The following is a 21,605-nucleotide window of genomic DNA, read 5'->3' as shown; positions in this document are numbered from 1 at the left end:
CGTGTCGCTGGAAGAGGGGCCGTCCCCGTGGGTGCCTCACCAGCCGGAGGGCCGGCCTGTGGGCGTCGGGCCGTCCCCCTGGCCCGTCCACGGTGACGAGGGGTACGGGGGCCACGGGGTCTGGCTCTCCGGGGGCCATGGGACCTGGCTGTGCGGTGCCGCGGCCGGAGGGGTGTCGTCCTCCGTGACGTCGCTCCAGTCGAGTGTCGGTCGGCGTCCGACGAACCTGCCGAAGACCACGGCTGCCGCGGTGGCGGCCAGCACGCCGGGCACCATCTCGTAGAGGCCGGACTCCAGCGGCCCCAGGAGCGGGTCGATGTGCTTCCACAGCAGCACGGTGAGGGCGCCGGTGAGCATTCCGGCCTTCGCTCCGGCCGCCGTCATGCGCGGCCAGAACAGCGACAGGAGGATCACCGGGCCGAATGCCGCGCCGAACCCCGCCCAGGCGTACGCGACGATGTCGAGGACGGCGCCGCCGCTCAGCGCGATCACATAGGCGACCAGCGCGACGGCCAGCACGCTCAGCCGCCCGATCAGCAGCAGCGAGGTGTCGGAGGCCCGCCGGTTGAGGAACGCCCGGTAGAGGTCCTCGGTGAGGGACGTGGCGGAGACCAGCAGTTGGCTGTCGACCGTGGATTTGATCGCGGCCAGTACGGCCACCAGCAGGACCCCCGCGAGCCAGGGGGAGGACAGCTGTGCGGAGAGCGCGATGACCGCCATCTCCGGGTTCCTGAGCGGCTTGTCGAGGACGGCGATCCCGGTGAGTCCGATGAGGGACGCGCCCGCCAGGACGACGACCACCCAGCTCACGCCCAGTCGGCGGGCCAGCGGTATGTCCCGGGTGCTGCGGATGCTCATGAAGCGGGTGAGGATGTGGGGCTGGCCGAAGTAGCCGAGTCCCCAGGCGAGCAGCGAGATCATGCCGACGGCCCCGAGCTCCTCGCCCGACGTCCACTTCTTGTCGGCGAAGGAGGCCTCGGCTCCCGGGTCGAGCAGTGCCGGGGTCACGGCGTCGAGTTGGCTGTGCAGTGCGCCGAAACCGCCGAGCTGCCACAGGGTGATCGCGGGCAGGGCGACTGCCGTGAGCACCATCAGCGTGCCCTGTATGGAGTGGCTGACGCTCAGGGCCCGGAAGCCGCCGAGGATGGTGTAGATGACGATCACGACGGCGAAGACGGTGAGTCCCAGCTCGAAGCCGGCGCCGAAGATCTCGTCGGCCAGCAGTCCGCAGGCGAGCAGTCCGCTGGCGACGTAGACGGTGAAGAACACGACGGTGACGGTGGCCGACAGCAGCCGGATCACCCTGCTCCGGTCCTCGAACCGCTCCTCCAGATACGACGGCAGGGTCACGGCACCGACCCGCTCGGTGTAGACGCGCAGGCGTGGGGCGACGAGGCGCCAGTTGAGGTACGTGCCGACGATCAGGCCGACCGCGATCCAGGTGGCACCGATCCCGGCCATGTAGACGGCGCCCGGCAGGCCCAGGAACAGCCAGCCGGACATGTCGGCGGCTCCGGCGGACAGGGCGGCCGCCGGGGCCGTGAGCTTTCGGCTGCCGACGGTGAAATCGTCGAACGTGGTCGTTTCCTCATGCGTCACGATGCCGACCATGACCATCGCAATCAGAAAGACTCCGAATGTGATCATGACTGGGACGGTCAGGGCGAACATGTATTACTCCCCGTGGTGTTGCAGAAACGACCGTTGCGCATACCGAGTACGAGTAGTGGCCGCACTTTCGGCTGGAGGTGCTGGAGCTTAAGAAGACGTGGCGCGCACTGGCGAGAGCATCAGCCGCCGAAGGTCCTGATCGGTTCCGGATCGTGATGAAGCCGCAGCTCGGTCACGACGGTGGCCGGGGCCGACGGGAGCCGCGGGGCCGCGCACGTCGCCGTAGGCTGCCGCCCATGGCCTATGACGAGGTGCTGGCGGAGCGGGTGCGCGAACGGCTGGGGGACGAGACAGCCGTCGCCGAGAAGCGGATGTTCGGAGGGCTGTCCTTCCTCTCGCACGGGAGACTCGTGGTCGCGGTGAGCGGCGATGATCTGCTGGTACGGGTCGGTGCCGAACGGATGCGGGACGCACTGGCCCGGTCCGGTGCGCGCCCCGCCGTGATGGGCTCGCGGACGATGCGCGGTTGGGTGCGCGCGGCCGGGGAGACACTCGACGACGCCGCGTTGGACCACTGGATCACAACCGCGCTGACGTAGACCGCGACGCTGTCCGCCGAGTGAGCGGCCGTACGTCCCGCGCTGGCCCCCGTAACCGTCGACCGTCGGAAACGACCACTGACACTCAGCACTTCGAGCAGAATCGCCCCGAACTCGGCATGCTCCACGTCGGTATTACCGGCAAGAACGATCAGAATCGATCAATGACGCTCTGTTGGCATGGTCATTCCGCCCAGTTCTATCGAATGGCGGATTCGTTGCGCAGCGGGGGAGGAGGGGGTTCGTGCAGGCTGTCGAAGGAAAAGGCCGGATCGAGTCGGAAAAAGTGCCGATGAGGTGTTCGACCTCGTGATCGGCGATCTTGAACAGGAAATTCCGCCACTCGCGTCACCGACCAACTCGGGGCGGATCGTGCTGCGGATGGCCCACGACAGCGCCGACCCGGGCTACCACGCCGTCGCCGACCGGTTGGCCGAGCGGGTGCTGGCCGGTTTCGAGCCCGAGGCACCGTTCGGCTACCGGTACCGCCATGCGCTCGCACGACGCGCTCTGGACCGCTCCGGCTTCCTGGAAGGGTCCGCAGGCATCGCCCTCGCCCTCCACACCTACGCCTCGGGGAGCGCTCCGGCGACGTCCTGGGACAGTGCTTTGCTGCTGAACTGACGGGTGAGCCCAAGGGGGTTCACGTCGCAGCCGTCCTGCGAGGGAGCCGAACCGGGTGCCTCAGCCGGCCGAGCCGTCCGGGCCGTCCGAGCCGTCCGGGCGGGGACGGGCCGCCCGGACGCCGGAGAGGCTGTGGTCGCGGTGCGCCGGAACTCGCTCGGGTTGGCGCCCCGTACCCGTTTGAACGCCGCGCTGAACCCGAACGGGTCGGCGTAGCCCACGGTGCGGGCGATGTCCGCGACGGTCGCGCTCTCCCGCTCGACCAGGAGGTCCGCCGCGAGCGTCATACGCCAGCGAGTGAGGTAGGTCAGTGGAGGTTCGCCCACCAGGTCGGTGAACCGCTTGGCCAGCGTCGAACGGGACACCCCGGTGCGTTCGGCCAGTGAGGCGACCGTCCATGGCGCGGCCGGTTCGGTGTGCAGCAGGCGCAGCGCGTCGCCGACCACCGGGTCCCGCTGGGCGGCCCACCAGGCCGGGGGCTCGCCGCCGGGCCGGTCGAACCACTCGCGCAGCGTGCAGACCAGCATCCAGTCCAACAGCCGGTCGAGCACCACCTGCTGGCCAGGTGTGTCGACGCCGACCTCGGCGGCGAGGTGGTCCAGCACGGCGTCAGCCGTGCCCCCGGCGTCCACTCGCAGCACGACGGGCAGCGCGTCCAGCAGCCGGCGGCTGATCTCGCCGCGCACCGGACAGGCGCCGACGATCAGTGTCGTCGCACCGTGACCGTGGCCGTCCCCGGCGTCCTCGCCGTGGTCTGTCCAGCCGCGCCGGTGCCGGGTCCCGCCCTGTTCGGGAGTCGCGCAGTGCTCGCCGCACGCGATCGGTTCGGCACGGGTGCCGACCTCGTCGACGAAGGTGAACGTCGCGGGGCCGCGCACCACGATCGTCTCGCGGGCGCGAAGCGGCTCGGGCGGACGGTGCTCCGGCACGATCCAGCCGGCTCCGGTGAGGACGGTGCACAGGGTCAGCGGCGCGCCGTCCACGAAGTGCAGTGCCCAGGGCGGGGAGAGGGTCGAACTGCCGAACAACGAGCCGTGGGCCCGCACCCCGCGGATCAGATCACTGAACACGTCCACCTCAGCGAGATTAGACGAATACGCAGGCGATCCGGCTTCTCACCTATGGGTTCGTCCAGGCCGGCCGTGTTCAATCGGTATCGCGAACTGTTGATGTCACGAACAACGGCAACCCCGCAGCGGGAGACCGGCCGACCTCGGGAACGCTCCCCGTGCGACGGCCTCGGCACCCTTCCCCTCGCCTACCGGAAAGGCTGTGATGAGCACCGGCACCGATGCGCTGACCACCCAGGACCTCGCATTCCTGCGACGCCCTCTGCACGGCTTCCTGACCGTGGCCGCCGGGCCACTGCCCCCACAGCCCCGACCGGTGTGGTTCGAGGCCACCGACGAGGGCACGATCCAGCTGTTCACGGCCCCGGACTCGCTCAAGGTGCGGCGACTGCGCCGCGACCCCCGCGCCTCGATCGTCGTCGCCGCCCCGGTGGGTGAGCGCGAGCGCTGGCTGTCGGTCGCCGGCCGGGTCACGGTGGAACCCGACGGAGCACACGAGCTGTGCGCCCGGCTGGCCGCCCGCTACTGGAACCTCGACGACCCGGCCCGCGCCGACGACCTCGCCGGGATGCTGGCCGCGGACCAGGTCCGTCTCGTCCTCCGCCCGGAGGCCGTGAGCCGCTACATGAACTGACCTCCGCGACAATCCCTCTGGCTGGACGGATACGGGCCAGCCCCGTCAGGAGGCGGGGATCCGACGGTGGACGTCCTCCAGCACATGCCGCATCGCCATGCGGAAGATCTCGGCCTGGTGGCCACCGAGGAAGGGGGTGTGCCCGAACACCTCCAGGACGACGAGGCCGTGCATATGGCCCCCGCGCTCATGAGGAGGGCGACAGCGGGCGGCGGGCACGCGGACTCGCCGGCGCTGGATACCCCTGCCGGTCGGCTCAGGAGCGGTCGCCCCACTCCAGCCGGTCGGCCAGTCCGGCAGCGGTGAAAGCGGCTGCCAGCTCGTCGCGGCCCTCGGTGAAGTGGGCCCAGCTGTTGTAGTGGACGGGAACGACGCGGCGGGCGCCGAGGATCCGGGCGGCCTCGGCGGCCTGGGAGCTGTCGAGAACGATCAGCGCACCGGAGAAGAGCCCGTCGAAGCGGGGGGCGCCGGCGAAGAGGATCGCGGTGTCGACGGGGCCGAACCGCTCGGCGATCTCCCGGACCAGTTCCAGGGAGGCGTTGTCGCCGCTGACGTAGACGGTGGGCAGGTCCTCCGCGGTCAGGACGAAACCGACGACCTGTCCGGTGACCGCCTCGACCTCCTCGCGCGTGCCGGGGCCGTGCAGGGCGGGGACACCGGTCACGGTCACCGTGCCACCGTCGGGACGGCTGAGTTCGGCGGACTCCCAGTCGGCCAGCCCCCTGGCCTTCTCCCCGAGGCGCTGCCCGCCGTCGGGGGTGGTGAGGGTGAGCGGGACGTCGGCGAGCAGGGCGCGCCCGGAGGTGTCGAGGTTGTCGGGGTGCTCGTCGTGGGAGAGCAGAACCACATCGACCGGGCCGAGGTCGGCCGGGGTGGTGGTGGAAGGGGCGGTCTTGACCAGGCCGCGGCCGGTCGTCGGGTAGTCGCCCGGGTCGTCGAAGGTCGGGTCGGTCAAAAAGCGCAGGCCGCCGTAGTCGAAGACGGCGGTCGGGCCGCCCAGGGCCCGGACCGGGAACCGGTCGGTCGTCACAGGAGCGGAAGACATAGAGAACCTCACGGATAGATGTGGTTGAACCGTGAGATCGACGGTAGATGCTTCTCATGGATATGCGCAACCCGTACCATGAGAGTCATGAAGGAGGTCCCGATGGCAGAGCCCGCTCCGCCCCCCGTCCAGGGCGAGGAGGAGCACCCCTCCCTCGCGCTCGCCAACAGCACGATCGCGATGCCGGGCGGACGCACGGTCGACCTCCTGGGAACTCCCGCCCAGGCGAACCGCTGGCTGACGGAGCGGGGCCTCGCTCCGGTCGACGTGGCCATGCAGGAGATGTGCGCGACGCAGCTGCGCTCGCTGCGCGAACAGATCAGGTCGCTGTTCGCCTCCCGCGCCGCCGGACTCCCCGCCCTCCCCGCGGCCGTCGCCGCCATCAACGACGCGATGACCCGCGTCCCCACGGCCCCACTGCTGCACTGGGACGAGAAGACCGGCCCCTACCGGGCCCCCCCCCCCCCCCCCACCCCCATCGTCGACCACGCTCTGGCGACCCTCGCCGCCGACGCCGCCGACCTGCTCACCGGCCCCGACGCCGAACGCCTCACCGCCTGCGGCTCCCCGCCCTGCAACCGCTATCTGCTCCGCCACGGCCGCCGCCACTGGTGCTCCACCCGCTGCGGAGACCGCGCCCGTGCCGCTCGCGCCTACGCCCGCCGCACCCGACCCGGAACGGATTGACCCCGGGCGGTTCGAGCGGGATCCGCTGCCGGAACCGACCGGGATCGGCCCCACGGCCGTCGGCCGTCGGCGCAGCGGGCACAATGGAGCGCGTGGCGATCGGAGCAGGCGATTTCGAGTTGACCTTGGACGAACTGCGGGTCGTGGCCCGCTACGCGGTCGAGAGCGCGCAGGAGGTCCTCACGATCTTCGAGGCTGCTCACCCCGGAGACACCCGGCCCCGCACTGCGGTGGAAGCCGCATGGACCTTCGCGAACGGTGCTCCGCGCACCAAGCTGCAGCGCGTCGCCTCGCTGGACGCGCACCGCGCGGCGAAAGCCGCGGACAGCGAGGCCGCCAGGCACGCCGCGCGTGCAGCGGGCGACGCGGCCTCCGCCGCGTATCTGCACCCTCTCGCGAAGGCCACCCAGGTCGGCCACATCCTGCGCGCGACCGCGAGCGCGGCGCGGGCGGCCGAGCTGCGTGCGGGTGACGACCCGGCCGTCGGCGACGCGCTGATCCAGCAAGCGCGGCAGCGTGCCACGCCCGTGCTGATCGACGTTCTCGGCCGCTACCCTCTCGCGCCCACCGGTAGGAGCCGCGCCGCGCACCTCATGAAAACCCTGGACAGCTCATTGCGCACGCCGTAGAGCAGCCCTTGTCCGGGGTATGGGCGGCGACATCGCGGTCCTGCGGGTGGCTGGTTGCCCGTCGGCAGTCAGTCCGTGCGGTCGGCGCGGCGGCGCCGGGCGTGGGCCTGCGCCTTCGCCCGGTTGCCGCAGGAGGACATGGCGCACCAACGTCGCCGTGCACCTCCCCGTTGTCGAGGACGAGGAGATGGTGCGCGTCGACTCCCGGTACCCCGACGGCTCCGTCCACATCAACGAGTACAAGGGCAAGCTCATCGTGGACTTCGTCAACGCCGACACCGGCGCCACGGTCCGGCGCGACCTGTCCGGGAGCGGCGCGGAGGAGTTCCGCCCTGAGGGCACCCGCAAGACCCTCGGCGGTGTCGGACCGTTCGGCGTGCGTCTCAAGACCACCGATGCCTACCCCGCCGGCTACCACGTCGTCGACGGGATCCACGTGACGACCTGGGACACCGCCGGTCGGCGGCACATGCCCCTGGCCGTCGGCTCCGAGGAGAACATCTGCGAGACCCTCGCCTGACCACGGGGAGGGGCCGAACGGCGGGGAGGAGCCGGGGGACGGCAGCCCGGCGGCGGCATCAGTCGTCGCCGCCGCCGTCGGTACGTGGCCCGCCGGCGTCGGACGCGACCTTCGAGAGCAGCGGCGCGATCGTCATGATCAGGGCCAGCCCGGTGAGCAGGCCGTACAACGGCGCCCCCGGGCGGGAGATGCCGGACGTGATGAGCAGCGTGGTGGCGGCGGCCGGCGGATGGTGGGCGTCGAGCACATGCAGCAGAAGCAGAGTCAGTCCCACGGCCAGGGCCTGGGCGCCGATCTGGCGGACGGTGTCGTAGTGCTGGGTGGCGATCGACGGGTGGTTCCACAGGCCGAAGGCAGCGAGGCAGGCGAGGCCCACCACCACCGCCGAGGCGTGCCCCAGCACGGCACTGCGCAGCCGTGCGCGCACATGGTTCGGATGGGCCAGCAGCAGATAGGCCGTCGGGCCGAGCGTGGTGGTCAGTGTGATCCAGTCGATGAGCCGGCCGATGGCGCCGACGCCCGCGAGCAACAGGGCGGACAGGCACAGCAGGCGGGCACCGGCCACCAGCCGCGCTCTCATACCGTCGTGACCCCACGGGCCCTTGGGCCGGTCGACTGCGCCGCCGACCACCGGATGTTCCACCGGTCGGTCGCCGCTGTGGAAATGCCTCCGAAAGAGCGTTCGGCCATCGGGCGTGCTCCTCACCATGGCTCGACCCGCCGACGCAGCCACTCCACCACAACCCCGTCCGGCGCCCCGCGCTCACTGAAGGGCGCCATCCGGGCGAATGCACTGCTCGGCGAAGAGGTCTCCCGGCGTAGCGTTCACGGACGTCCGGGCCCGGCCCGGTCAGGGCGACGGTCCGAAACCGCCTCGCCCCTGCTCGCCCCGCCCGGTACGGTCCCGAGGTGTTCTCACTGCGGGGAGCCACGAGATCCGCGCGGCCACCCCGGCAGTTCCGACGCAGAGAGCAGGGTGCACCCATGGCATGCCGTATCAGTGAGCTCGTGCTCGAATGCCACGACCCCGAGAGGCTGGCGCGGTTCTGGTGCGAGGTCCTCGACTTCGTCGTGCTCGATCGTGAGGACGACGACATCGAGATAGGGCCGCGCGATGGGTTCGGCGGTCCGCAGCCGACGCTCATCCTCAGCCGCAACGACGAGCCGAGGAACGGGAAGCCCCGGCTGCACATCGACGTCAACGCCACCGACCGCGACCAGGACGCCGAGCTCGAACGTCTGCTGGCCGCCGGGGCCGAACCCGCCGACGTCGGTCAGACCGGGGAAGAGCCCTGGCACGTACTCGCCGACCCCGAGGGCAACGAGTTCTGCCTGCTCAAGGCCCGTATCGCCCCGCTCTGAGGACCCGCGTCGGAAACGAGGGCCGCTTGCCCGGGGCCGTGCGTGCGGTGAGGGCGCGTCGGACCACGGCCGCGAGCTGCTGCGGGACCGGCACGACCGTGTGGTGCGACGCCGAACGGGTAGTATCCCCGGGCCTCACACCTGCTCCCGCCCCCTCACCGCTGCACCGCCATGCTGAACCTCCTCCATCTGACCACCGGGCCCCACCCGATACTGCGCTTTCCGCAACCGGCCCCGGACCCAGCGGCAGCGGCGACGGCGCAGCACGCGGGCGACGTGTACGCGGGCGACGTGTACATGGACGACGTCGTGGTGTGCGATGCGCGTTGGCGGCTGCCGACGGACACCCCCCGGGCGCGAGCGGGGCTGGCCGTACTGCCCACCGGCCCACAGGGCGCGGGGTCGGAGCGCACCGGGACGGCGCTGCGGGAACTCGTCCGAGCGGGAGTGGTCGCGGTGGTGCTCGCGCCCTCTGCCTCGGCGGCGGCCTCTGCCTCGGTGGCGCCCTCCGTCGAGGCGGCTGCCCGGGCGGCAGGGGTGCCGGTCCTGGTTCCGGCGGGGCCCTGGGACGCCGACGAGATCCTGTCCCGGGTGCTGCGCAGGCAACTGACGGTCGAGCGGGACGACGCACGCGGCACAGCACGGCTGCTGACACTCTCCGCGTCCTTGGTGGAGCAGGCCGAGGGCCCCGCGCGGCTGCTGCGGGAGGTGGCCGCCCGCACCGGCGGCCCCGTGACACTGGTCGAACCGGGGCAGCCCGAGTGGGACCGGCTGGCCGCCGAGCAGCCATGGGCGCTGGAGGAGGTGCGGAACGGAGGGGTACGGACGGCCGCCGTGCCGTTCGGCGATCAGGAACTGGTGCTGCACGCGGTCGGACGCGACCGGCCGCACCAGGTGCTGGCCGCGCTCCGGCGCGGGGGCTGGCCGCCCCACCTGCGCCGGCTGCTGGCCCACGCGGCGGGGCAGGTGGCGCTGCTGGACTGTTCGGTGCGGCACCGCCGGGACCGCGAAGTGCTGCGTACCGCGCTGCGCGGCGTCCGGGTGTCGGTGCTGCAGTACCTCATGCTCGGGAACTGGGAGGGCGCCGTGCGGGTCGCCGAACCGCTGGCTCGGCTGGGCGCCGCCGAGTACGGAGTGGGCGAAGTGCTGGCCGCCGCACGCGGTGTGGTGGCGGTGGTGCAGCGCGCGCCCGGAGAGGACCGTACGGGGACCGCCGCCGCCTGCGAGGAGGCGATGGGCGACGGAGGGCTGGTGGTCCCGTGCCCGGCGGACCCGCGGCACGTCATCGTGGTGGCCCCGCAGAACCCGGACGGCAGGGCACCGCTGGCCCTGCTGCGCCCGGTGGTGGAACAGGCGCCCGGACGGCTCGCCGGTGTCTCCGGGCCACGTCCGTGGTCGCAGGCCGCCTTGGCCTACGGCGCCGCGATACGGGCGCTGACGGCCGCCGAGAGCGATCCGGAGGGGATAGCCCGGGATTTCGGCGAGTCCTCGCTCCTGGTGTCCCTGTCCCCGCGGGCCCGCTCGTGGGCCCACCAGCTCTGCGTGGGGCTGCGGAAGCTCACGGAGGAACAGCGGTCACAGGCGGTGCCGACTGCTCGCCGCGCGCTGTCGTACGGGGCGCTGCGCGCCGGTCGGCTGCTCGGTGTAGACCGCACCACCGCCAACAAGCGGCTCAGACTGGTGCTGGAGGCGATGGGGCTGGACCACCGGCAGGTCGCGCACCGCGCGGTGGCGGACCTCGCCTTCCAGCTCGCCGACCTGCCGGTGCCGCCCGACCAACTGCCGGCGGCACCCCCGGCGCTGCGGGCGCTGTTGCGGGAGGCCCCGGTCGTGGACTGGGCGACGCGCGAGCTGGCCGTGCTGGATCAGTCGGGCGACGCCTCGCGGCTGCTGGCCACCTGGCTCGCGCACAACTGCCGTGCCGGTGCGACGGCCGTGGCGCTGGGGATGCACCGGAACACCCTCGCGGCCCGGCTGTCCGCGTCGGGTGCGCGGTTGAGGCTGCCGCTGGGAGAGCAGGGAGCCGCCCCGTACCAGGTGCTGTGGCGGCTGGTGGCCGCCGGACAGGTCCCGGTGACCGCCGTGCCGGACCCGGTGGCACCGGGGGATTGACCGGCGGCCCGGAACGGGCGCCTCAGATGCACAGTCGACCGCCTCGGATGCATGAGGCGCGGCGGCGGCCGGCGTGCGTACGATCCCGGCGTTCGACCGCACCGGCGGGGAGAGCGACGGAACCGACGGGAGCAACCATTGCCCCGTCCAAGGGTGTTGAAGCATGCCGCGGCGATCGGTGTGACTTTCCAGCGGGGGACGCCGGGGCCAGGCGAGATGCCGGGTGATCGGGCCGAAGTACGGGGAAGCCCGGCGTCGGCACGGCTCACCGCGCCACGGCGCCCGAGGAGCCGTCATCTCCCCTGCCCCGGCGCCCGGCGCGCAGCTGCCGACGCCGGGTGCGGTCGGCCCGACCCATCCACACCGCACCCTCGTGCGGAGAACCAGGAGTCATCGAGTGCGCACCTTCCTGCGCCGAGCCGCGGTCACCGCGACCTGCCTCGGCACCCTCGCCGGCGCGGCGGTCGTCACGGCCTCTCCGGCCATGGCGGCGTCCTGCAACACCACCACCAAGTCCGTGGACGACCGTGGGTACACCGGTCCGTGGCCGGACAACTGGATTCTGAAGTCGACCATGTGCTCGTACCGGTCCGGCGGCTACATCTACAGCTACGCCAAGCTGAGCTGGGACATGCCCGACGCCCACGGGAGCGCGCCCTACCTGACCTTCGACGCCGCGAAGTTCCGGGTCTACCTCAAGAAGAGCGTCTCCGGTGCGAAGGACCCGGTGCGCGCCCACCGCGACTTCGGTATCGAAGGCAGGTTGGAGAACGGCGACGGCTCCTACACCACTCCGACCTTCCGGCACGCCATCTCTCGTTACGCCCTCGGTGACGGTGCCTGGAAGCTGAACTGGAACAACGACGGTGACGGTTACGTCCACTACTCGGTCACCGCCTCGCCCCGAGTCTGACCCGGGCTTCCCCGGCCGCGTTGCCGTGCCTCACGGGGGGACGCGGCAACGCGGCCGGCCGGCGGTTCTGATCGTCACGCCGTCGGCCCGGTGAGTTTGGCGGCCACGGCGTCGAGGACCCAGTCCAGGCCGGTTGCGAAGGATGTCTCGGCATCCACGTCCGTGCCGTCGTACACGGCCTTGGCCAGCGCCGGGAAGCGCCCCGTGGCCAGCATCTTCGTCACATGCGGGCCGGAGGCGCGCTGCCAGTCGCGCTTGGACAGACCCGTGGCGCGCTCGGCCCGCAGGTTCGCGATCTCGCGTCTGATCGCGCCGGTGAAGTAGGCGCTGACGGTCTCCACGGCGCGCATGACGGTGTCGAGGTCGGCGAGGCCGACGAGGGGGGCCAGCGTGGCCTCGGTCATGGCGAGGCCGTTCGGTCCCAGGGTCGGACGGCCGCCGAGGAGGTCGGCCAGCCATTCATGACGGAGAGCGGCCTGCCTGGTGCGGTGGGCGAGGACGCGCAGCGCCTCCCGCCAGTCACCGGGCTGCTCCTCGGGGAGGATCTCGCCCTGGACCTCGTCCACCATGAGGTCGAACAGCTCCTCCTTGGAGGAGATGTATCCGTAAAGCCGCATCGGGCCGGCGCCCAGCCGGGCGGCGACCTTGCGCAACGACACCGCCTCCAGCCCGCCCTCGTCGGCAAGCGCGACGGCGGTGGCAACGATCCGCTCCCGGTCGAGCGGTACGGGGCGAGGCGTCGGCTCCGGCCGGTCCCACACAGTCATGGTCACACCGTACTGTCGCGATCATCGCCGTGCCGATACAGTGTATCGGTATGAGCCACCGTATCGCCGTTGTCGGGAGCGGGCCCGCCGGCCTCACCTTCGCCCGCGTCCTGCAGCGCCACGGTCACCCCGTCACCGTCCTCGAACGCGATCCCGCCCCCGACGCCCGTCCCCCGGGCGGCACGCTGGACCTGCACGAAGGGCTGGGGCAGCGCGCGCTGGACAAGGCGGGGCTGCTGGCGGAGTTCCAGGCGCTGTCCCGTCCCGAGGGGCAGGCCATGCGCATCCTGGACACGGACGGGACCGTCCTGCGCGACTGGCAGCCCCGTCCGGACGACCGGGCCAACCCCGAGATCGACCGCGGGCAACTCCGCGACCTGCTGCTCGGCCCGCTCGACGTCCGATGGGGGCAGGACGTGTCGGAGGTCGTGCCGGGGCACCGGGACGGCGTACTCGTCCGTTTCGCGGACGGGCGGCGGGAGACGTTCGACCTGGTGGTCGGTGCGGACGGCGCCTGGTCCCGAGTCCGCCCGGCAGTCTCGCCGGTGACACCGCACTACACCGGCGTCACCTTGATCGAGACCTCACTGGACGACGTCGACACCCGCCACCCCGACCTCGCCCGGTTGGTCGGCGACGGTTCCGTGGCCGTGTACGGCGTCAACCGCGCCCTCGTCGCCCAGCGCAACAGCGGAGGCCACGTCAAGGTGTACGCCCAGTTCCGCGCGCCGCTGGACCGGCACACGAACCTGGACCTGTCCGACGTCGAGGCCGTGCGATCGAGCCTGTCGGCCCTGTTCGACGGTTGGGCCGCTCCCGTCCTCGAACTCCTCCGCCATGGCACGGCATTCGTCCCCCGCCCCCTCCACGTACTGCCCGTCTCCCACACCTGGGCCCATGTCCCCGGGGTGACGCTGCTGGGCGACGCCGCCCATCTGATGCCCCCCTTGGGGGCGGGCGCGAACCTCGCGATGCTGGAAGGCGCCGAGCTCGCCGAGTCCATCGCCGCCGTCTCCGGCTCCGGGGAACTGGACGAGGCCGTCCGCGTCTTCGAGGAACAGATGTGGGCGCGGGCGGGCAGATGGGCGGAGCTCACGACGGCCGGTCTGGAACGCCTTGTGAGCCCGGACCCCGCCGAAGCCCTCGCCCTCTTCGACGAAGTCCAGCCGTCCTGACTGCCGGACTTTCCCCACGCTCGGGTGCATGTGCACCCCGAGGAATATCGGGCCGTCACCGACCCGGCGGCAGCGCACCACCGGCACAGTCTCGACCATTTCCTGCCGGCACACCGGGCACACAACCCGCTGCTGACGCCCGCGCATGTGGATGCGGACCTGGACGCGGACGCGCGTTCCGAGTGGTTCGGCTTCCCGGGCGTGGCGCGCCCGCAGGGGCTGGAGTGCGAGCTGCTGCTGGTGCCGCTGCCCGGCCACTCGGCGGGACATGCGGGCGTCGCTGTGCGCGACGAGGAGGGAAGGTGGCTGCTGCACGGAGGTGATGCGTACATGTATCACGGCGAGTTGGAGCACACCCCGGCCCTCTCCCACCCCGTTCTCGATCCGGTTCAGCAGGGAGCGCAGACCGATGCCGCGGCCCGCCTCGGGACCCGCGACCGACTGCGCGGCCTCTGCCTCGACCATGCGGACGCGGTGACCGTTTTCAGCGCACACGACCCCTGGGAGTTCGCCCACCTCGCCACCCCCACGGGCTAGCCAGGCACTGTTGATCCGGCCGTAGTGGTTACGGCGGGACGGGTCCGCCTTGCCGCCGCTGAGGTGATCAGGTCGCCGCTCATCTGCTCGCCCGGACAGGCCTCAGGAGCTGTCCGGGCGACCAGCCGGCTACGCCTTGTGGGCGAGGAGCTGAACCTCTTGGAACTGCCGCCGGTCGGTGGGCCCCGGCTGGATCACCGTGCGGGTTGCCTCGGTCAATCCGTGGTCATGGAGGAGCGCGGCGAGACGGTCGGGAAACCAGCGGTAGGCCGTGGCCACCGCATGGTCGTAGGCCTGCGTCTCGTGGTGAGGGCCGTCGGTGGCGGGGAAGCCGATCAACAGGTGCCCGCCCGGAGCCAGGACCCGGGCGATCTCGGCCAGGACGGCGGGAACGTCCTGCGGCGGGGTATGGATGATGGACCACCGCGAGAGCACCCCGCTCAGCGCGCCGTCGGCGATGTCCAGCGCGGCCATCGAACCGACCTCGAACCGGAGTCCGGGGGCCGCCTCGCGAGCGAGCTCGACCATCGCGGGGGAGACGTCGACACCGAAGGCACGCAGACCCAAGCCGTGCAAGTGAGCGGTGACATACCCCGGCCCGCAGCCGAGGTCCGCCACCTCGCCGTCACCGTCCGCCCGCACCAGCTCCGCGAAGGCGCTCAGGAGGGCGCGTTCCACGGGACGGTCGCGCAGGGAGTCGTGGAACATCTGCGCATAGGTGGGTGCGATGGCGTCGTAGGACTCACGGGTGGCACGCAGGGTCTGAAGATCGCTCACCCGAAGACCGTAGCGGGACGAGGGTGCATACGCTGCAAGAACGCTCGACGCCGGGCCTGTGCGGTCGATCACAGGCGGCACGGTGGCCGGCATCCAGCGACCGGGCCACCATCCGCGCGGCCAGCTGCGGCCCGGTGGCGAAGGACGTCTCCTCGCCGAGTCCGGGCGCCCCCGCGTCGCGAACGTGATCGGCGTCCGACTTGCCCCGCGTCAGCAGGTGCCGCATGCCGTCCAGGGGTGCCTCGTTGCCGAGCACCTCTGTGGGCCGGCCTCTTCGGTTGCCCGGGATCGGGCGCGAACAGATCATGGCGAGATGACAGACCGCCCCTCTCCCGCACCGCCAACCGTGGTGCGACTCACGGAGTACACCAAGACCGAGCAGAGCGAAATCCTCGGCGACAGTGCCGATCCCTTCGGTGTCGCAGACGCCGGATTGACCTGGCTGCCCAAGGAAGAGCATGTCGGCATCAGACAGAAGGGCCGCCTCGTCGCACACGCCGGTCTACTGCGGCTACCCCTTTCGATCGGCGGAGTCGGCACACAGGTGGTGGGTGTCGGCGGGGTGGCTGTCGCGCCTGAGCTGCGCGGGCAGGGACTGGCCCGGTCGGTCGTATCGGCGGCCGTGGACCACGCGCGGACGATGGGGCCACAGCACGGAATCCTCTTCTGCCGGTCGTCCCTCGTCCCGCTCTACCAGCGACTCGGCTGGCGCACGCTGGAGCAGGACGTCCACGTCGAACAACCCGAAGGACCCGTGATCATGCCGCTGCCGACCATGTGGACGCCATTGCGCGACGGCGCGAGTTGGCCCACTGGCGAGGTCCGCCTGCTCTCACTCCCCATGTGATCGAGTGCTTCGGTGAGTGCCGTCCCCGGTCCGACGGGCCTCACCAGTGCCACTGACCGAGCACAGAAGCGGCCAACACCGACGCTCACCGGCCCACCGCAGCGCGCCCCGACACTGCCGGCAAGATCCCGATCCAGGGCTGGAGTACCTGGAGTATCAAGAGGACGTCTCGTCGATCAGCGGCAAAGAGACGCCCCTCATGACTCGTTCCCCAGCCTCGGCCGTGCGGCGGTTCGCGTCGCCGGAAGGCGAGGCGGACGGAGCCGAGGCGCGGGGGAGGCCGGAGGCGAGGCCTGGAGGGCCGAGGCATTGTCTCCAGGCACCAGCCGTTGCGGGATCACTGTTGTGGCAGAGGGTCACTGCGAAGAGCCGTCCCGCGTTCCCGTACCGGGGGCGTGTCCGGCGAGCCACTGCGTGAGGTCTTCGGCATGGTGCAGTTCGTCTGCGACGCGTTCGCGTTGGGCATCGGTGAGCTGAATCCGCTCCAGCTCACCGGCCCACTCGGGGATGCGGTGCTGCTCGTTCAAGGCGGTGCCGAGTTCGATGAGGGTGGCCAGGGCCAAGGCCCGGTCGAGGGCCGGGGCGCTGTCGCCGTGCCGGCGCAGGGCAGAGGAGATGGTCCGGAATGCGGCCCGGTCGTCGTTCTTGAACTCGCGGAAGATGCGGGCGTTGTCGAGTGCCCGGGCCAGACCCTGCAACTCCTTGGAGCCGCCGTATTCCAGTTCGGCCGGCTCGTCGCGCTGGATGAAGATGAGCGAGTTGCCGGACGGGTCGATGAGGGTGAACCGGGTTTGGCCGGGGCGGAAGCGGGTGAGGCGCGGGAGTCCTTTGGCCAGGACCTTTCCGTAGCCGGCGCGCATGGCCCGGGTGAAGGCTGCATGGTAGGGGGCGACCTCGTCCACCAGGACCAGACAGCCGCCGCCGTCTTGCCTGGCCGGATCGTGGCCCTGGGGCGGTCTGCCGAAATGGACGGCGAAACCGCTCCACTCCAGGGCGAGGTAGAGGTACGGACGGGTCTGCTTGTGGACGACCCGGAACCCGAGCGCCTGGTAGAACGCCAATGTCTCCTCCGCGTCGGAGCAGGGCAGCACCGGCACCGTCGTCTCGTTCGCCCGTATCGCCGTCTGCGTCAACAGTCCTCCACCTCATCGCGTCCCGGACACCCCGGAACAATTCTTGGCCGCTCGGGCGTGGGACCTCGACGAGCGAGCACCGGACCGGCTCTCGACGGTACGACTCGCGGTCCCAGCTAGTCAAACTTGAATAGCTGCATGAGCGGCATCGCGGTCGCCGGTGCCGGGCTCCAACTCGGTGTGGCTACCACGGCGACGCGGGCAGGAGCGGCCGGGTGAACTCCCGTTCAGCAGCGCGCGATCCATGGCGACGCGTCACGGGACCCTGACCCTGACCCACCGCCGAGATCGTTCTACGGCAGAACCTGGTCGGGCACCCAGCAGCCGTCGTCCGGTCACCCCCCGACGTAGGCGCGGACGCGGTTGAAGCGCAGCGCCGTCAGATCCGAGCGGAGGATCGCTCAGTGGACGATTCCGGAGTCCCGACGGTCGACGTCCTCGCCGCACAATCCACGTGGCCGGCAGAGCGCAGGGCCGGGAAGGCACGGCCCGGTGAGGGTGGGGGCGGGTATGGCGCGTTCGGGCCGTTCGCGGCGCGTGTCGTCGCTGAACGGAAGGGTGGGCCGGTGGGCGAAGGTCATTCCGCCGCGTCGCGCACCACCAGGGCGATCTGCACTCTGTTCTCGACCGCCAGCTTGGCGAACAGGCTGCTGGTGTGCGCCTTCACGGTGGCGACGCTGATGTGCAGGCGCCCGGCGATCTCCGCGTTGCCGAGGCCGTCCGCGATGGCGCGGGCGGTGTCGAGTTCGCGTTCGGTCAGTGTGGCCAGGCGCTTCCGCGCCGCTTCGCGGGACGCGGCGCGGCTGTCGGATCCGGAGGACTGCGGCCCGGTGGCCGCGGCGATCACACGCGCGGTGGCCTCGGGGGAGAGTGCGGGGTTGCCGCCGGCGACCGTCCGTACGGCGTCGACGATCCGCGCGGGCGGGGTGTCCTTGAGCACGAAGCCGAGGGCCCCGGAGCGCAGCGCGCCGAGCACCAGGTCGTCGGAGTCGAAGGTGGTGAGCATGAGCACGCGCGGGGGAGCGGGTCGGCCGAGCAGCTCCCGGGTCGCGCTGAGGCCGTCTCGGCCGGGCATCCGCACGTCCATCAGGACGACGTCCGGCCGGTGTTCGTCCACGGCGCCGATCGCGGTGTTCCCGTCCGTCGCCTCCGCGACGACCGCCAGATCCGGTTCGCCGTCGATGATCAGGCGCAGCGCCATCCGCACCAGCGGGTCGTCGTCGACGATGACAACCCGCACCGGCTCTCGCTCGCTGTCCACGTCTCTCATCTCTCCCGGGACTGGTGCGGCCAGGGTAGCCGCGCGGTGAGGACATATCCGCCGTCGGGTGCGGGGCCATGGTCGAGCGTCCCGTCGGCGAGGGTGACGCGTTCGCCGAGGCCGGGCAGGCCGAAACCGGAGGACGGCGGCCGGACCGTCGGGGCGCCGGCACGGGAGTTGCGGACGGTGACACGCAGTTCACCGCCGGCCGCTCCCTCCAGGGTGACGCTTACGCCCGCGCCCGGGGCGTGCTTGGCCGCGTTGGTCAGGCCCTCCTGAACGACCCGGTAGCAGGTCCGCCCGAGGGCGTCGGACGGCGTTCCTGCCACCGTGCTGGTGAGCGTCGCGTCCAGCCCCGATGTACGGGCGTCGTCGACCAGTTCGGGGACGCGGTCGAGGGAGGGCTGCGGCGGTTCCGGGTGGTCCGGGTCGGCCCGGAGCACCCCGAGGACGTCGCGCAGTTCCTCCAGTGCCTGCTGGGAGCCGTCGGCGATGCCGCGGAGCAGGGTGCTGCTCTCCTCGGGCGTGAGGTTGGAGCGGTGGCCGAGGACCCCGGCCTGCATGGCGACCAGGGAGATACGGTGCGCCAGCACGTCGTGCATCTCCCGCGCGATCCGGTTCCGTTCCAGGGCGCGCGCCTGCGCCGCCCGCGCCTCCTGTTCCCGCTCCGCGCTCTCCGCGCGCTCGCGAAGCGACCGTACCTCCACGCGCCGCGCCCCGACCGCCGCACCGAGGGCGACCGCGATGCCCGCGGTCAGCGCGGGGACGACTGCCCGCTCCAGCCAGGTCGCACCGTCGCCGTCCTCGACGGGATAGAGCCCGACGGCGAGCGAGGACGCGACCACGTACGCCAGGACGACCGACCCGATCTCCACCGGGCGGCGGCGCGTGGAGATCGAGGTCAGTGCCAGCAGCGCCGCGCCGGTGGCCAGCATCGACGCGGTCGAGGCGATCGCGACCGTCATGGCGACGGCGAGCGGGAACCGCCGCCGCCACAGCAGCAGCGTCACGCAGCCGAGCGCCACCAGCGGATCGCCGGTGGCGAACCAGGAGCCCGTCCTGGCCGCCTGCCCGTCCGTCAGCAGCACGCCGGCGGCGAGCCAGACCGGGACGCCCGCCGCCGCGGCTGCCCCCAGCCGCCAGGTCTGCTGCCACCCGCCGAGCCGGGGCATCTCGTCCGTGTTCATGGCCGTCATTGTCGCGAGGCGTACGGGCCCGCGCAGCGTACCGGGGTCCATCTCACCCCCGACCTCGGTCGTAGCACCCCCTCGACCGCGGTCGAGGGCGGTTCGAGACGCCGGTCCGATGTGTTCGCGACACCCGCTGAACAGACTCGTTCACGTACCGAATCGACCGGAGGCGGAACGGAGTGCGTGATGGGCAGAGGCGGCTACCTGCCCCTGGAGGCCCTCGGGATGGTGCTCGCGGCCCTGGCAACCCCCACGGCGATCCACGGGGTGCTGGACCGGGAGTCCGAGCAATGGTGGGGACTCCTCGATCAGGTGCCCGGCGGCCTCGTCGGGCGGACGGTCCTGCTCGGGCTGGTTGCGGTCCTCGGTATCGCGTACGGCGGCTGGGCCCACCTCCGGCTTCAGTCCGGCACCGGGCGGGGCGCACCGAGCGCCTGATCCCGTGGCCGCACCACATACCTGGCGCCTGGCATCTGACAGTCGGCATCTGGCTGACCTCCGGCAGACACCTGACAACTGAAGGGACCCTCACATGCACCGGAAGAAGGCCCTGTCCCTCGGCATCGCCGCCTCCGCTGTGGCGGCGACCACCCTCGCGGGGGTGTCGTTGGCGACGATCTCGGACACCGCAGAGGCGACGACCTCGGAGACCGCAGAGGCGACGGTCGACACCCTGCGGTGGGGCTCGTGCAAGGACATGGAGCAGAAGTCCGGGGAGACCGGGGAGTCGAAGACGCCGAAGAACTCCGGCAAGGACCCCAATTCCAGGCTGGAGTGCGCGACGCTCGAAGTCCCCCTGGACTACCGGAACCCGGGCGGCAGGAAGATCGACATCGCCGTCTCCCGGCTGACGAGCGAGAACCCCTCGAAGCGCCGCGGCGCGCTGCTGGTGAACCCGGGCGGCCCGGGACTGGCGGGCCTCGGCTACCCGGCCGCGCTCGCCGCCTCGGGGCTGCCGCAGGATGTGCAGGACTCGTACGACCTGATCGGTTTCGACCCGCGCGGCGTCGGCCGCAGTACGCCGGTGACCTGCGACCTCACGCCCGAGCAGCTGGAGCACCGGCCGGTGTACGCGCGGACCGCGGCCGATGTCGCGAAGGAGGCGGACCACGCGCGGGACGTCGCCCGGCAGTGCGCCGACTCGAAGACGTCGTGGATGCTGCCGCACGTCAGCACCGCGAACACCGCCCGCGACATGGACCGGATCAGGGCCGCCCTCGGCGAGTCGAAGATCTCGTACTTCGGCAGCTCCTACGGCACCTCCCTCGGTGCGGTCTTCACGACGCTCTTCCCGGGGAAGAGTGACCGGATCGTGCTGGACAGCAACCTCGGACCGAAGGGGTACGACGTCAACGCCGCGCGGCTGTTCGGCCGAGGCATGGAGGACCGGTTCCCGGACTTCGCGAAGTACGCCGCCGCGCACCCGGAGTACGGCCTGGGCGGGACGCAGGAGCAAGTGAGGAGGAAGTTTTTCGAGTTGGCGGAGCGGCTGGAGAAGAAGCCGGCTCAGGGATACGACGGGGCGCGCTTCCGCACGGACACGTTCAGCAAGCTGTACTCGGACTCCAACATGCCTCTGGTGGCGAAGATTTGGCAGGCCCTCGACACGGGCCGGCCGCTGCCGCCGAGCCCGCCGGCGCCGGACGCGGAGAACGCCACGTCCTCCCGGTACTACGTGACCTGCAACGACAGCCGCTGGCCGAGCTCGATCGGGGTCTACCAGCGCAACACCGCGGTGGACCGCGAGAAGTACCCGATGATGGGCGGGGCCACCGCCAACATCGGACCGTGCGCCTTCTGGCCGGACGAGCACATCGAGCCGCAGGTGCCGATCGGTGACCGGGGCCCGTCGAACGTCCTCATGGTGCAGAACGAGCGTGACCCGGGCACGCCGCTGGCCGGCGCGAAGAAGCTGCGGGAGGCGTTCGGCAAGCGGGCCACGATGGTCACCGCCGACCAGGGCGGCCACGGCGTCTACCCGAACACCGCCAACACGTGCGCGAACGACGCGGTGACCACGTACTTGACCACCGGGAAGCGCCCGGCCCAGGACGTGGCCTGCTCCGCGGAGCAGCCGAGCGGGGGGTCGGGCGGACAGCCGGGCGCGTAGCG

The 21,605-nt window shown here is 71.6% G+C and carries 24 protein-coding genes and 2 pseudogenes; 14 read left to right on the top strand and 12 right to left on the bottom strand.

What is annotated here, in order from left to right; genetic code table 11:
• Positions 1–36 precede the first annotated feature (36 nt).
• Positions 37–1,647 (bottom strand): sodium/proline symporter PutP, encoded by a 1,611-nt coding sequence (putP, locus tag KBY19_RS22695; RefSeq protein ID WP_247691297.1) that lies wholly within the window; start codon positions 1,645–1,647, stop codon positions 37–39.
• Positions 1,648–1,907: 260 nt separating this feature from the next.
• Between putP and KBY19_RS22690 the strand changes: the two genes are divergently transcribed.
• Entirely contained in the window at positions 1,908–2,210 is a 303-nt protein-coding gene (locus KBY19_RS22690) for a TfoX/Sxy family protein (RefSeq protein ID WP_185018751.1), read from the top strand.
• Positions 2,211–2,507: 297 nt separating this feature from the next.
• Positions 2,508–2,834 carry a hypothetical protein gene (locus KBY19_RS22685; RefSeq protein ID WP_247691296.1) on the top strand — a complete coding sequence of 109 codons (327 nt, stop codon included), beginning with the start codon at positions 2,508–2,510 and terminating at the stop codon, positions 2,832–2,834.
• A gap of 128 nt (positions 2,835–2,962) precedes the next feature.
• Here the strand turns inward: KBY19_RS22685 and KBY19_RS22680 are convergent.
• Positions 2,963–3,910, bottom strand: a pseudogene (locus KBY19_RS22680) (AraC family transcriptional regulator); the annotation flags it as partial.
• 199 nt (positions 3,911–4,109) lie between these two features.
• Between KBY19_RS22680 and KBY19_RS22675 the strand changes: the two are divergent.
• Positions 4,110–4,538 (top strand): pyridoxamine 5'-phosphate oxidase family protein, encoded by a 429-nt coding sequence (locus tag KBY19_RS22675; RefSeq protein ID WP_099885566.1) that lies wholly within the window; start codon positions 4,110–4,112, stop codon positions 4,536–4,538.
• Between the two features lie 45 nt (positions 4,539–4,583).
• On the opposite strand, the pseudogene KBY19_RS22670 reads toward KBY19_RS22675, so the two are convergent.
• Both KBY19_RS22670 and KBY19_RS22665 read right to left on the bottom strand, forming a co-directional pair.
• Positions 4,584–4,753 (bottom strand): annotated as a pseudogene (locus tag KBY19_RS22670) (TetR/AcrR family transcriptional regulator); the annotation flags it as partial.
• Between the two features lie 41 nt (positions 4,754–4,794).
• A complete protein-coding gene (locus KBY19_RS22665) occupies positions 4,795–5,583 on the bottom strand; it encodes an MBL fold metallo-hydrolase (RefSeq protein ID WP_099885567.1) in 789 nt (262 codons plus the stop codon).
• 87 nt (positions 5,584–5,670) lie between these two features.
• On the opposite strand from KBY19_RS22665, the gene KBY19_RS22660 reads away from it, so the two are divergent.
• Positions 5,671–6,270, top strand: coding sequence for an ABATE domain-containing protein (locus KBY19_RS22660; protein WP_210966570.1), 600 nt, complete (start codon positions 5,671–5,673; stop codon positions 6,268–6,270).
• Positions 6,271–6,362: 92 nt separating this feature from the next.
• A complete protein-coding gene (locus KBY19_RS22655; protein ID WP_099885569.1) occupies positions 6,363–6,899 on the top strand; it encodes a putative immunity protein in 537 nt (178 codons plus the stop codon).
• Between the two features lie 68 nt (positions 6,900–6,967).
• Here the strand turns inward: KBY19_RS22655 and KBY19_RS22650 are convergent, their stop codons facing one another.
• On the bottom strand, positions 6,968–7,039 hold the full coding sequence (locus KBY19_RS22650; RefSeq protein ID WP_099886952.1) for a hypothetical protein: 72 nt from the start codon (positions 7,037–7,039) through the stop codon (positions 6,968–6,970).
• Between the two features lie 17 nt (positions 7,040–7,056).
• Here KBY19_RS22650 and KBY19_RS22645 point away from each other — a divergent pair, with 17 nt between their 5' ends.
• Complete coding sequence (locus KBY19_RS22645) at positions 7,057–7,419, top strand: hypothetical protein (RefSeq protein WP_210966569.1); 363 nt, start codon at positions 7,057–7,059, stop codon at positions 7,417–7,419.
• A gap of 58 nt (positions 7,420–7,477) precedes the next feature.
• Here KBY19_RS22645 and KBY19_RS22640 read toward each other — a convergent pair whose 3' ends face one another.
• A complete protein-coding gene (locus KBY19_RS22640; RefSeq protein ID WP_307843587.1) occupies positions 7,478–8,050 on the bottom strand; it encodes an HPP family protein in 573 nt (190 codons plus the stop codon).
• A gap of 353 nt (positions 8,051–8,403) precedes the next feature.
• Here KBY19_RS22640 and KBY19_RS22635 point away from each other — a divergent pair, with 353 nt between their 5' ends.
• Positions 8,404–8,781, top strand: coding sequence for a VOC family protein (locus KBY19_RS22635; protein WP_099885571.1), 378 nt, complete (start codon positions 8,404–8,406; stop codon positions 8,779–8,781).
• Between the two features lie 171 nt (positions 8,782–8,952).
• Complete coding sequence (locus tag KBY19_RS22630; RefSeq protein WP_210966568.1) at positions 8,953–10,893, top strand: helix-turn-helix domain-containing protein; 1,941 nt, start codon at positions 8,953–8,955, stop codon at positions 10,891–10,893.
• Positions 10,894–11,158: 265 nt separating this feature from the next.
• Here KBY19_RS22630 and KBY19_RS37305 read toward each other — a convergent pair whose 3' ends face one another.
• Positions 11,159–11,287 carry a hypothetical protein gene (locus KBY19_RS37305; protein ID WP_282102833.1) on the bottom strand — a complete coding sequence of 43 codons (129 nt, stop codon included), beginning with the start codon at positions 11,285–11,287 and terminating at the stop codon, positions 11,159–11,161.
• 3 nt (positions 11,288–11,290) lie between these two features.
• On the opposite strand from KBY19_RS37305, the gene KBY19_RS22625 reads away from it, so the two are divergent.
• Positions 11,291–11,806 carry a hypothetical protein gene (locus KBY19_RS22625; protein ID WP_099885573.1) on the top strand — a complete coding sequence of 172 codons (516 nt, stop codon included), beginning with the start codon at positions 11,291–11,293 and terminating at the stop codon, positions 11,804–11,806.
• A gap of 74 nt (positions 11,807–11,880) precedes the next feature.
• Here KBY19_RS22625 and KBY19_RS22620 read toward each other — a convergent pair whose 3' ends face one another.
• On the bottom strand, positions 11,881–12,573 hold the full coding sequence (locus KBY19_RS22620; protein WP_099885574.1) for a TetR/AcrR family transcriptional regulator: 693 nt from the start codon (positions 12,571–12,573) through the stop codon (positions 11,881–11,883).
• Positions 12,574–12,623: 50 nt separating this feature from the next.
• Between KBY19_RS22620 and KBY19_RS22615 the strand changes: the two genes are divergently transcribed.
• Positions 12,624–13,748, top strand: coding sequence for an NAD(P)/FAD-dependent oxidoreductase (locus tag KBY19_RS22615; RefSeq protein ID WP_099885575.1), 1,125 nt, complete (start codon positions 12,624–12,626; stop codon positions 13,746–13,748).
• Positions 13,749–13,778: 30 nt separating this feature from the next.
• The gene (locus KBY19_RS22610; RefSeq protein WP_307843586.1) at positions 13,779–14,285 is read left to right on the top strand and encodes a hypothetical protein; all 507 of its coding nucleotides are present in this window, start codon (positions 13,779–13,781) and stop codon (positions 14,283–14,285) included.
• 129 nt (positions 14,286–14,414) lie between these two features.
• On the opposite strand, the gene KBY19_RS22605 is transcribed toward KBY19_RS22610, so the two are convergent.
• A complete protein-coding gene (locus tag KBY19_RS22605) occupies positions 14,415–15,062 on the bottom strand; it encodes a class I SAM-dependent methyltransferase (protein ID WP_099885577.1) in 648 nt (215 codons plus the stop codon).
• 313 nt (positions 15,063–15,375) lie between these two features.
• On the opposite strand from KBY19_RS22605, the gene KBY19_RS22600 reads away from it, so the two are divergent.
• Complete coding sequence (locus KBY19_RS22600) at positions 15,376–15,909, top strand: GNAT family N-acetyltransferase (protein WP_099885579.1); 534 nt, start codon at positions 15,376–15,378, stop codon at positions 15,907–15,909.
• Positions 15,910–16,265: 356 nt separating this feature from the next.
• Here the strand turns inward: KBY19_RS22600 and KBY19_RS22595 are convergent, their stop codons facing one another.
• From KBY19_RS22595 to KBY19_RS22585, 3 genes are all read right to left on the bottom strand, one after another.
• Positions 16,266–17,042, bottom strand: a complete 777-nt coding sequence (locus KBY19_RS22595; protein WP_099885580.1) for a VOC family protein — start codon at positions 17,040–17,042, stop codon at positions 16,266–16,268.
• A 577-nt stretch (positions 17,043–17,619) separates the two neighbouring features.
• On the bottom strand, positions 17,620–18,303 hold the full coding sequence (locus KBY19_RS22590; protein ID WP_099885581.1) for a response regulator transcription factor: 684 nt from the start codon (positions 18,301–18,303) through the stop codon (positions 17,620–17,622).
• A 5-nt stretch (positions 18,304–18,308) separates the two neighbouring features.
• Positions 18,309–19,490: a sensor histidine kinase gene (locus tag KBY19_RS22585; RefSeq protein WP_099886954.1), complete on the bottom strand. Its 1,182-nt coding sequence runs from the start codon at positions 19,488–19,490 to the stop codon at positions 18,309–18,311.
• Between the two features lie 189 nt (positions 19,491–19,679).
• Between KBY19_RS22585 and KBY19_RS22580 the strand changes: the two genes are divergently transcribed.
• Positions 19,680–19,931, top strand: a complete 252-nt coding sequence (locus KBY19_RS22580) for a hypothetical protein (protein WP_210966567.1) — start codon at positions 19,680–19,682, stop codon at positions 19,929–19,931.
• 94 nt (positions 19,932–20,025) lie between these two features.
• The gene (locus KBY19_RS22575; protein WP_099885583.1) at positions 20,026–21,603 is read left to right on the top strand and encodes an alpha/beta hydrolase; all 1,578 of its coding nucleotides are present in this window, start codon (positions 20,026–20,028) and stop codon (positions 21,601–21,603) included.
• Positions 21,604–21,605: the final 2 nt, after the last annotated feature.

Origin of the sequence: Streptomyces sp. B15 (genome assembly GCF_018070605.1) — a bacterium.
Lineage (GTDB): Bacteria > Actinomycetota > Actinomycetes > Streptomycetales > Streptomycetaceae > Streptomyces > Streptomyces smyrnaeus.
The sequence above is the reverse complement of the archived record's forward strand: the minus strand, read 5'-3'. Positions and strand labels throughout refer to the sequence as shown.

Coding starts and splice junctions, on each gene's coding strand:
- KBY19_RS22635 (WP_099885571.1), top strand. CDS start 8,404: ATGGCATGCCGTATCAGTGAGCTCGTGCTCGAATGCCACGACCCCGAG.
- KBY19_RS22600 (WP_099885579.1), top strand. CDS start 15,376: ATGACAGACCGCCCCTCTCCCGCACCGCCAACCGTGGTGCGACTCACG.
- KBY19_RS22585 (WP_099886954.1), bottom strand. CDS start 19,490: ATGAACACGGACGAGATGCCCCGGCTCGGCGGGTGGCAGCAGACCTGG.
- KBY19_RS22660 (WP_210966570.1), top strand. CDS start 5,671: ATGAAGGAGGTCCCGATGGCAGAGCCCGCTCCGCCCCCCGTCCAGGGC.
- putP (WP_247691297.1), bottom strand. CDS start 1,647: ATGATCACATTCGGAGTCTTTCTGATTGCGATGGTCATGGTCGGCATC.
- KBY19_RS22630 (WP_210966568.1), top strand. CDS start 8,953: ATGCTGAACCTCCTCCATCTGACCACCGGGCCCCACCCGATACTGCGC.
- KBY19_RS22665 (WP_099885567.1), bottom strand. CDS start 5,583: ATGTCTTCCGCTCCTGTGACGACCGACCGGTTCCCGGTCCGGGCCCTG.
- KBY19_RS22690 (WP_185018751.1), top strand. CDS start 1,908: ATGGCCTATGACGAGGTGCTGGCGGAGCGGGTGCGCGAACGGCTGGGG.
- KBY19_RS22580 (WP_210966567.1), top strand. CDS start 19,680: ATGGGCAGAGGCGGCTACCTGCCCCTGGAGGCCCTCGGGATGGTGCTC.
- KBY19_RS22620 (WP_099885574.1), bottom strand. CDS start 12,573: ATGACTGTGTGGGACCGGCCGGAGCCGACGCCTCGCCCCGTACCGCTC.
- KBY19_RS22615 (WP_099885575.1), top strand. CDS start 12,624: ATGAGCCACCGTATCGCCGTTGTCGGGAGCGGGCCCGCCGGCCTCACC.
- KBY19_RS22675 (WP_099885566.1), top strand. CDS start 4,110: ATGAGCACCGGCACCGATGCGCTGACCACCCAGGACCTCGCATTCCTG.
- KBY19_RS22575 (WP_099885583.1), top strand. CDS start 20,026: ATGCACCGGAAGAAGGCCCTGTCCCTCGGCATCGCCGCCTCCGCTGTG.
- KBY19_RS37305 (WP_282102833.1), bottom strand. CDS start 11,287: ATGACTCCTGGTTCTCCGCACGAGGGTGCGGTGTGGATGGGTCGGGCC.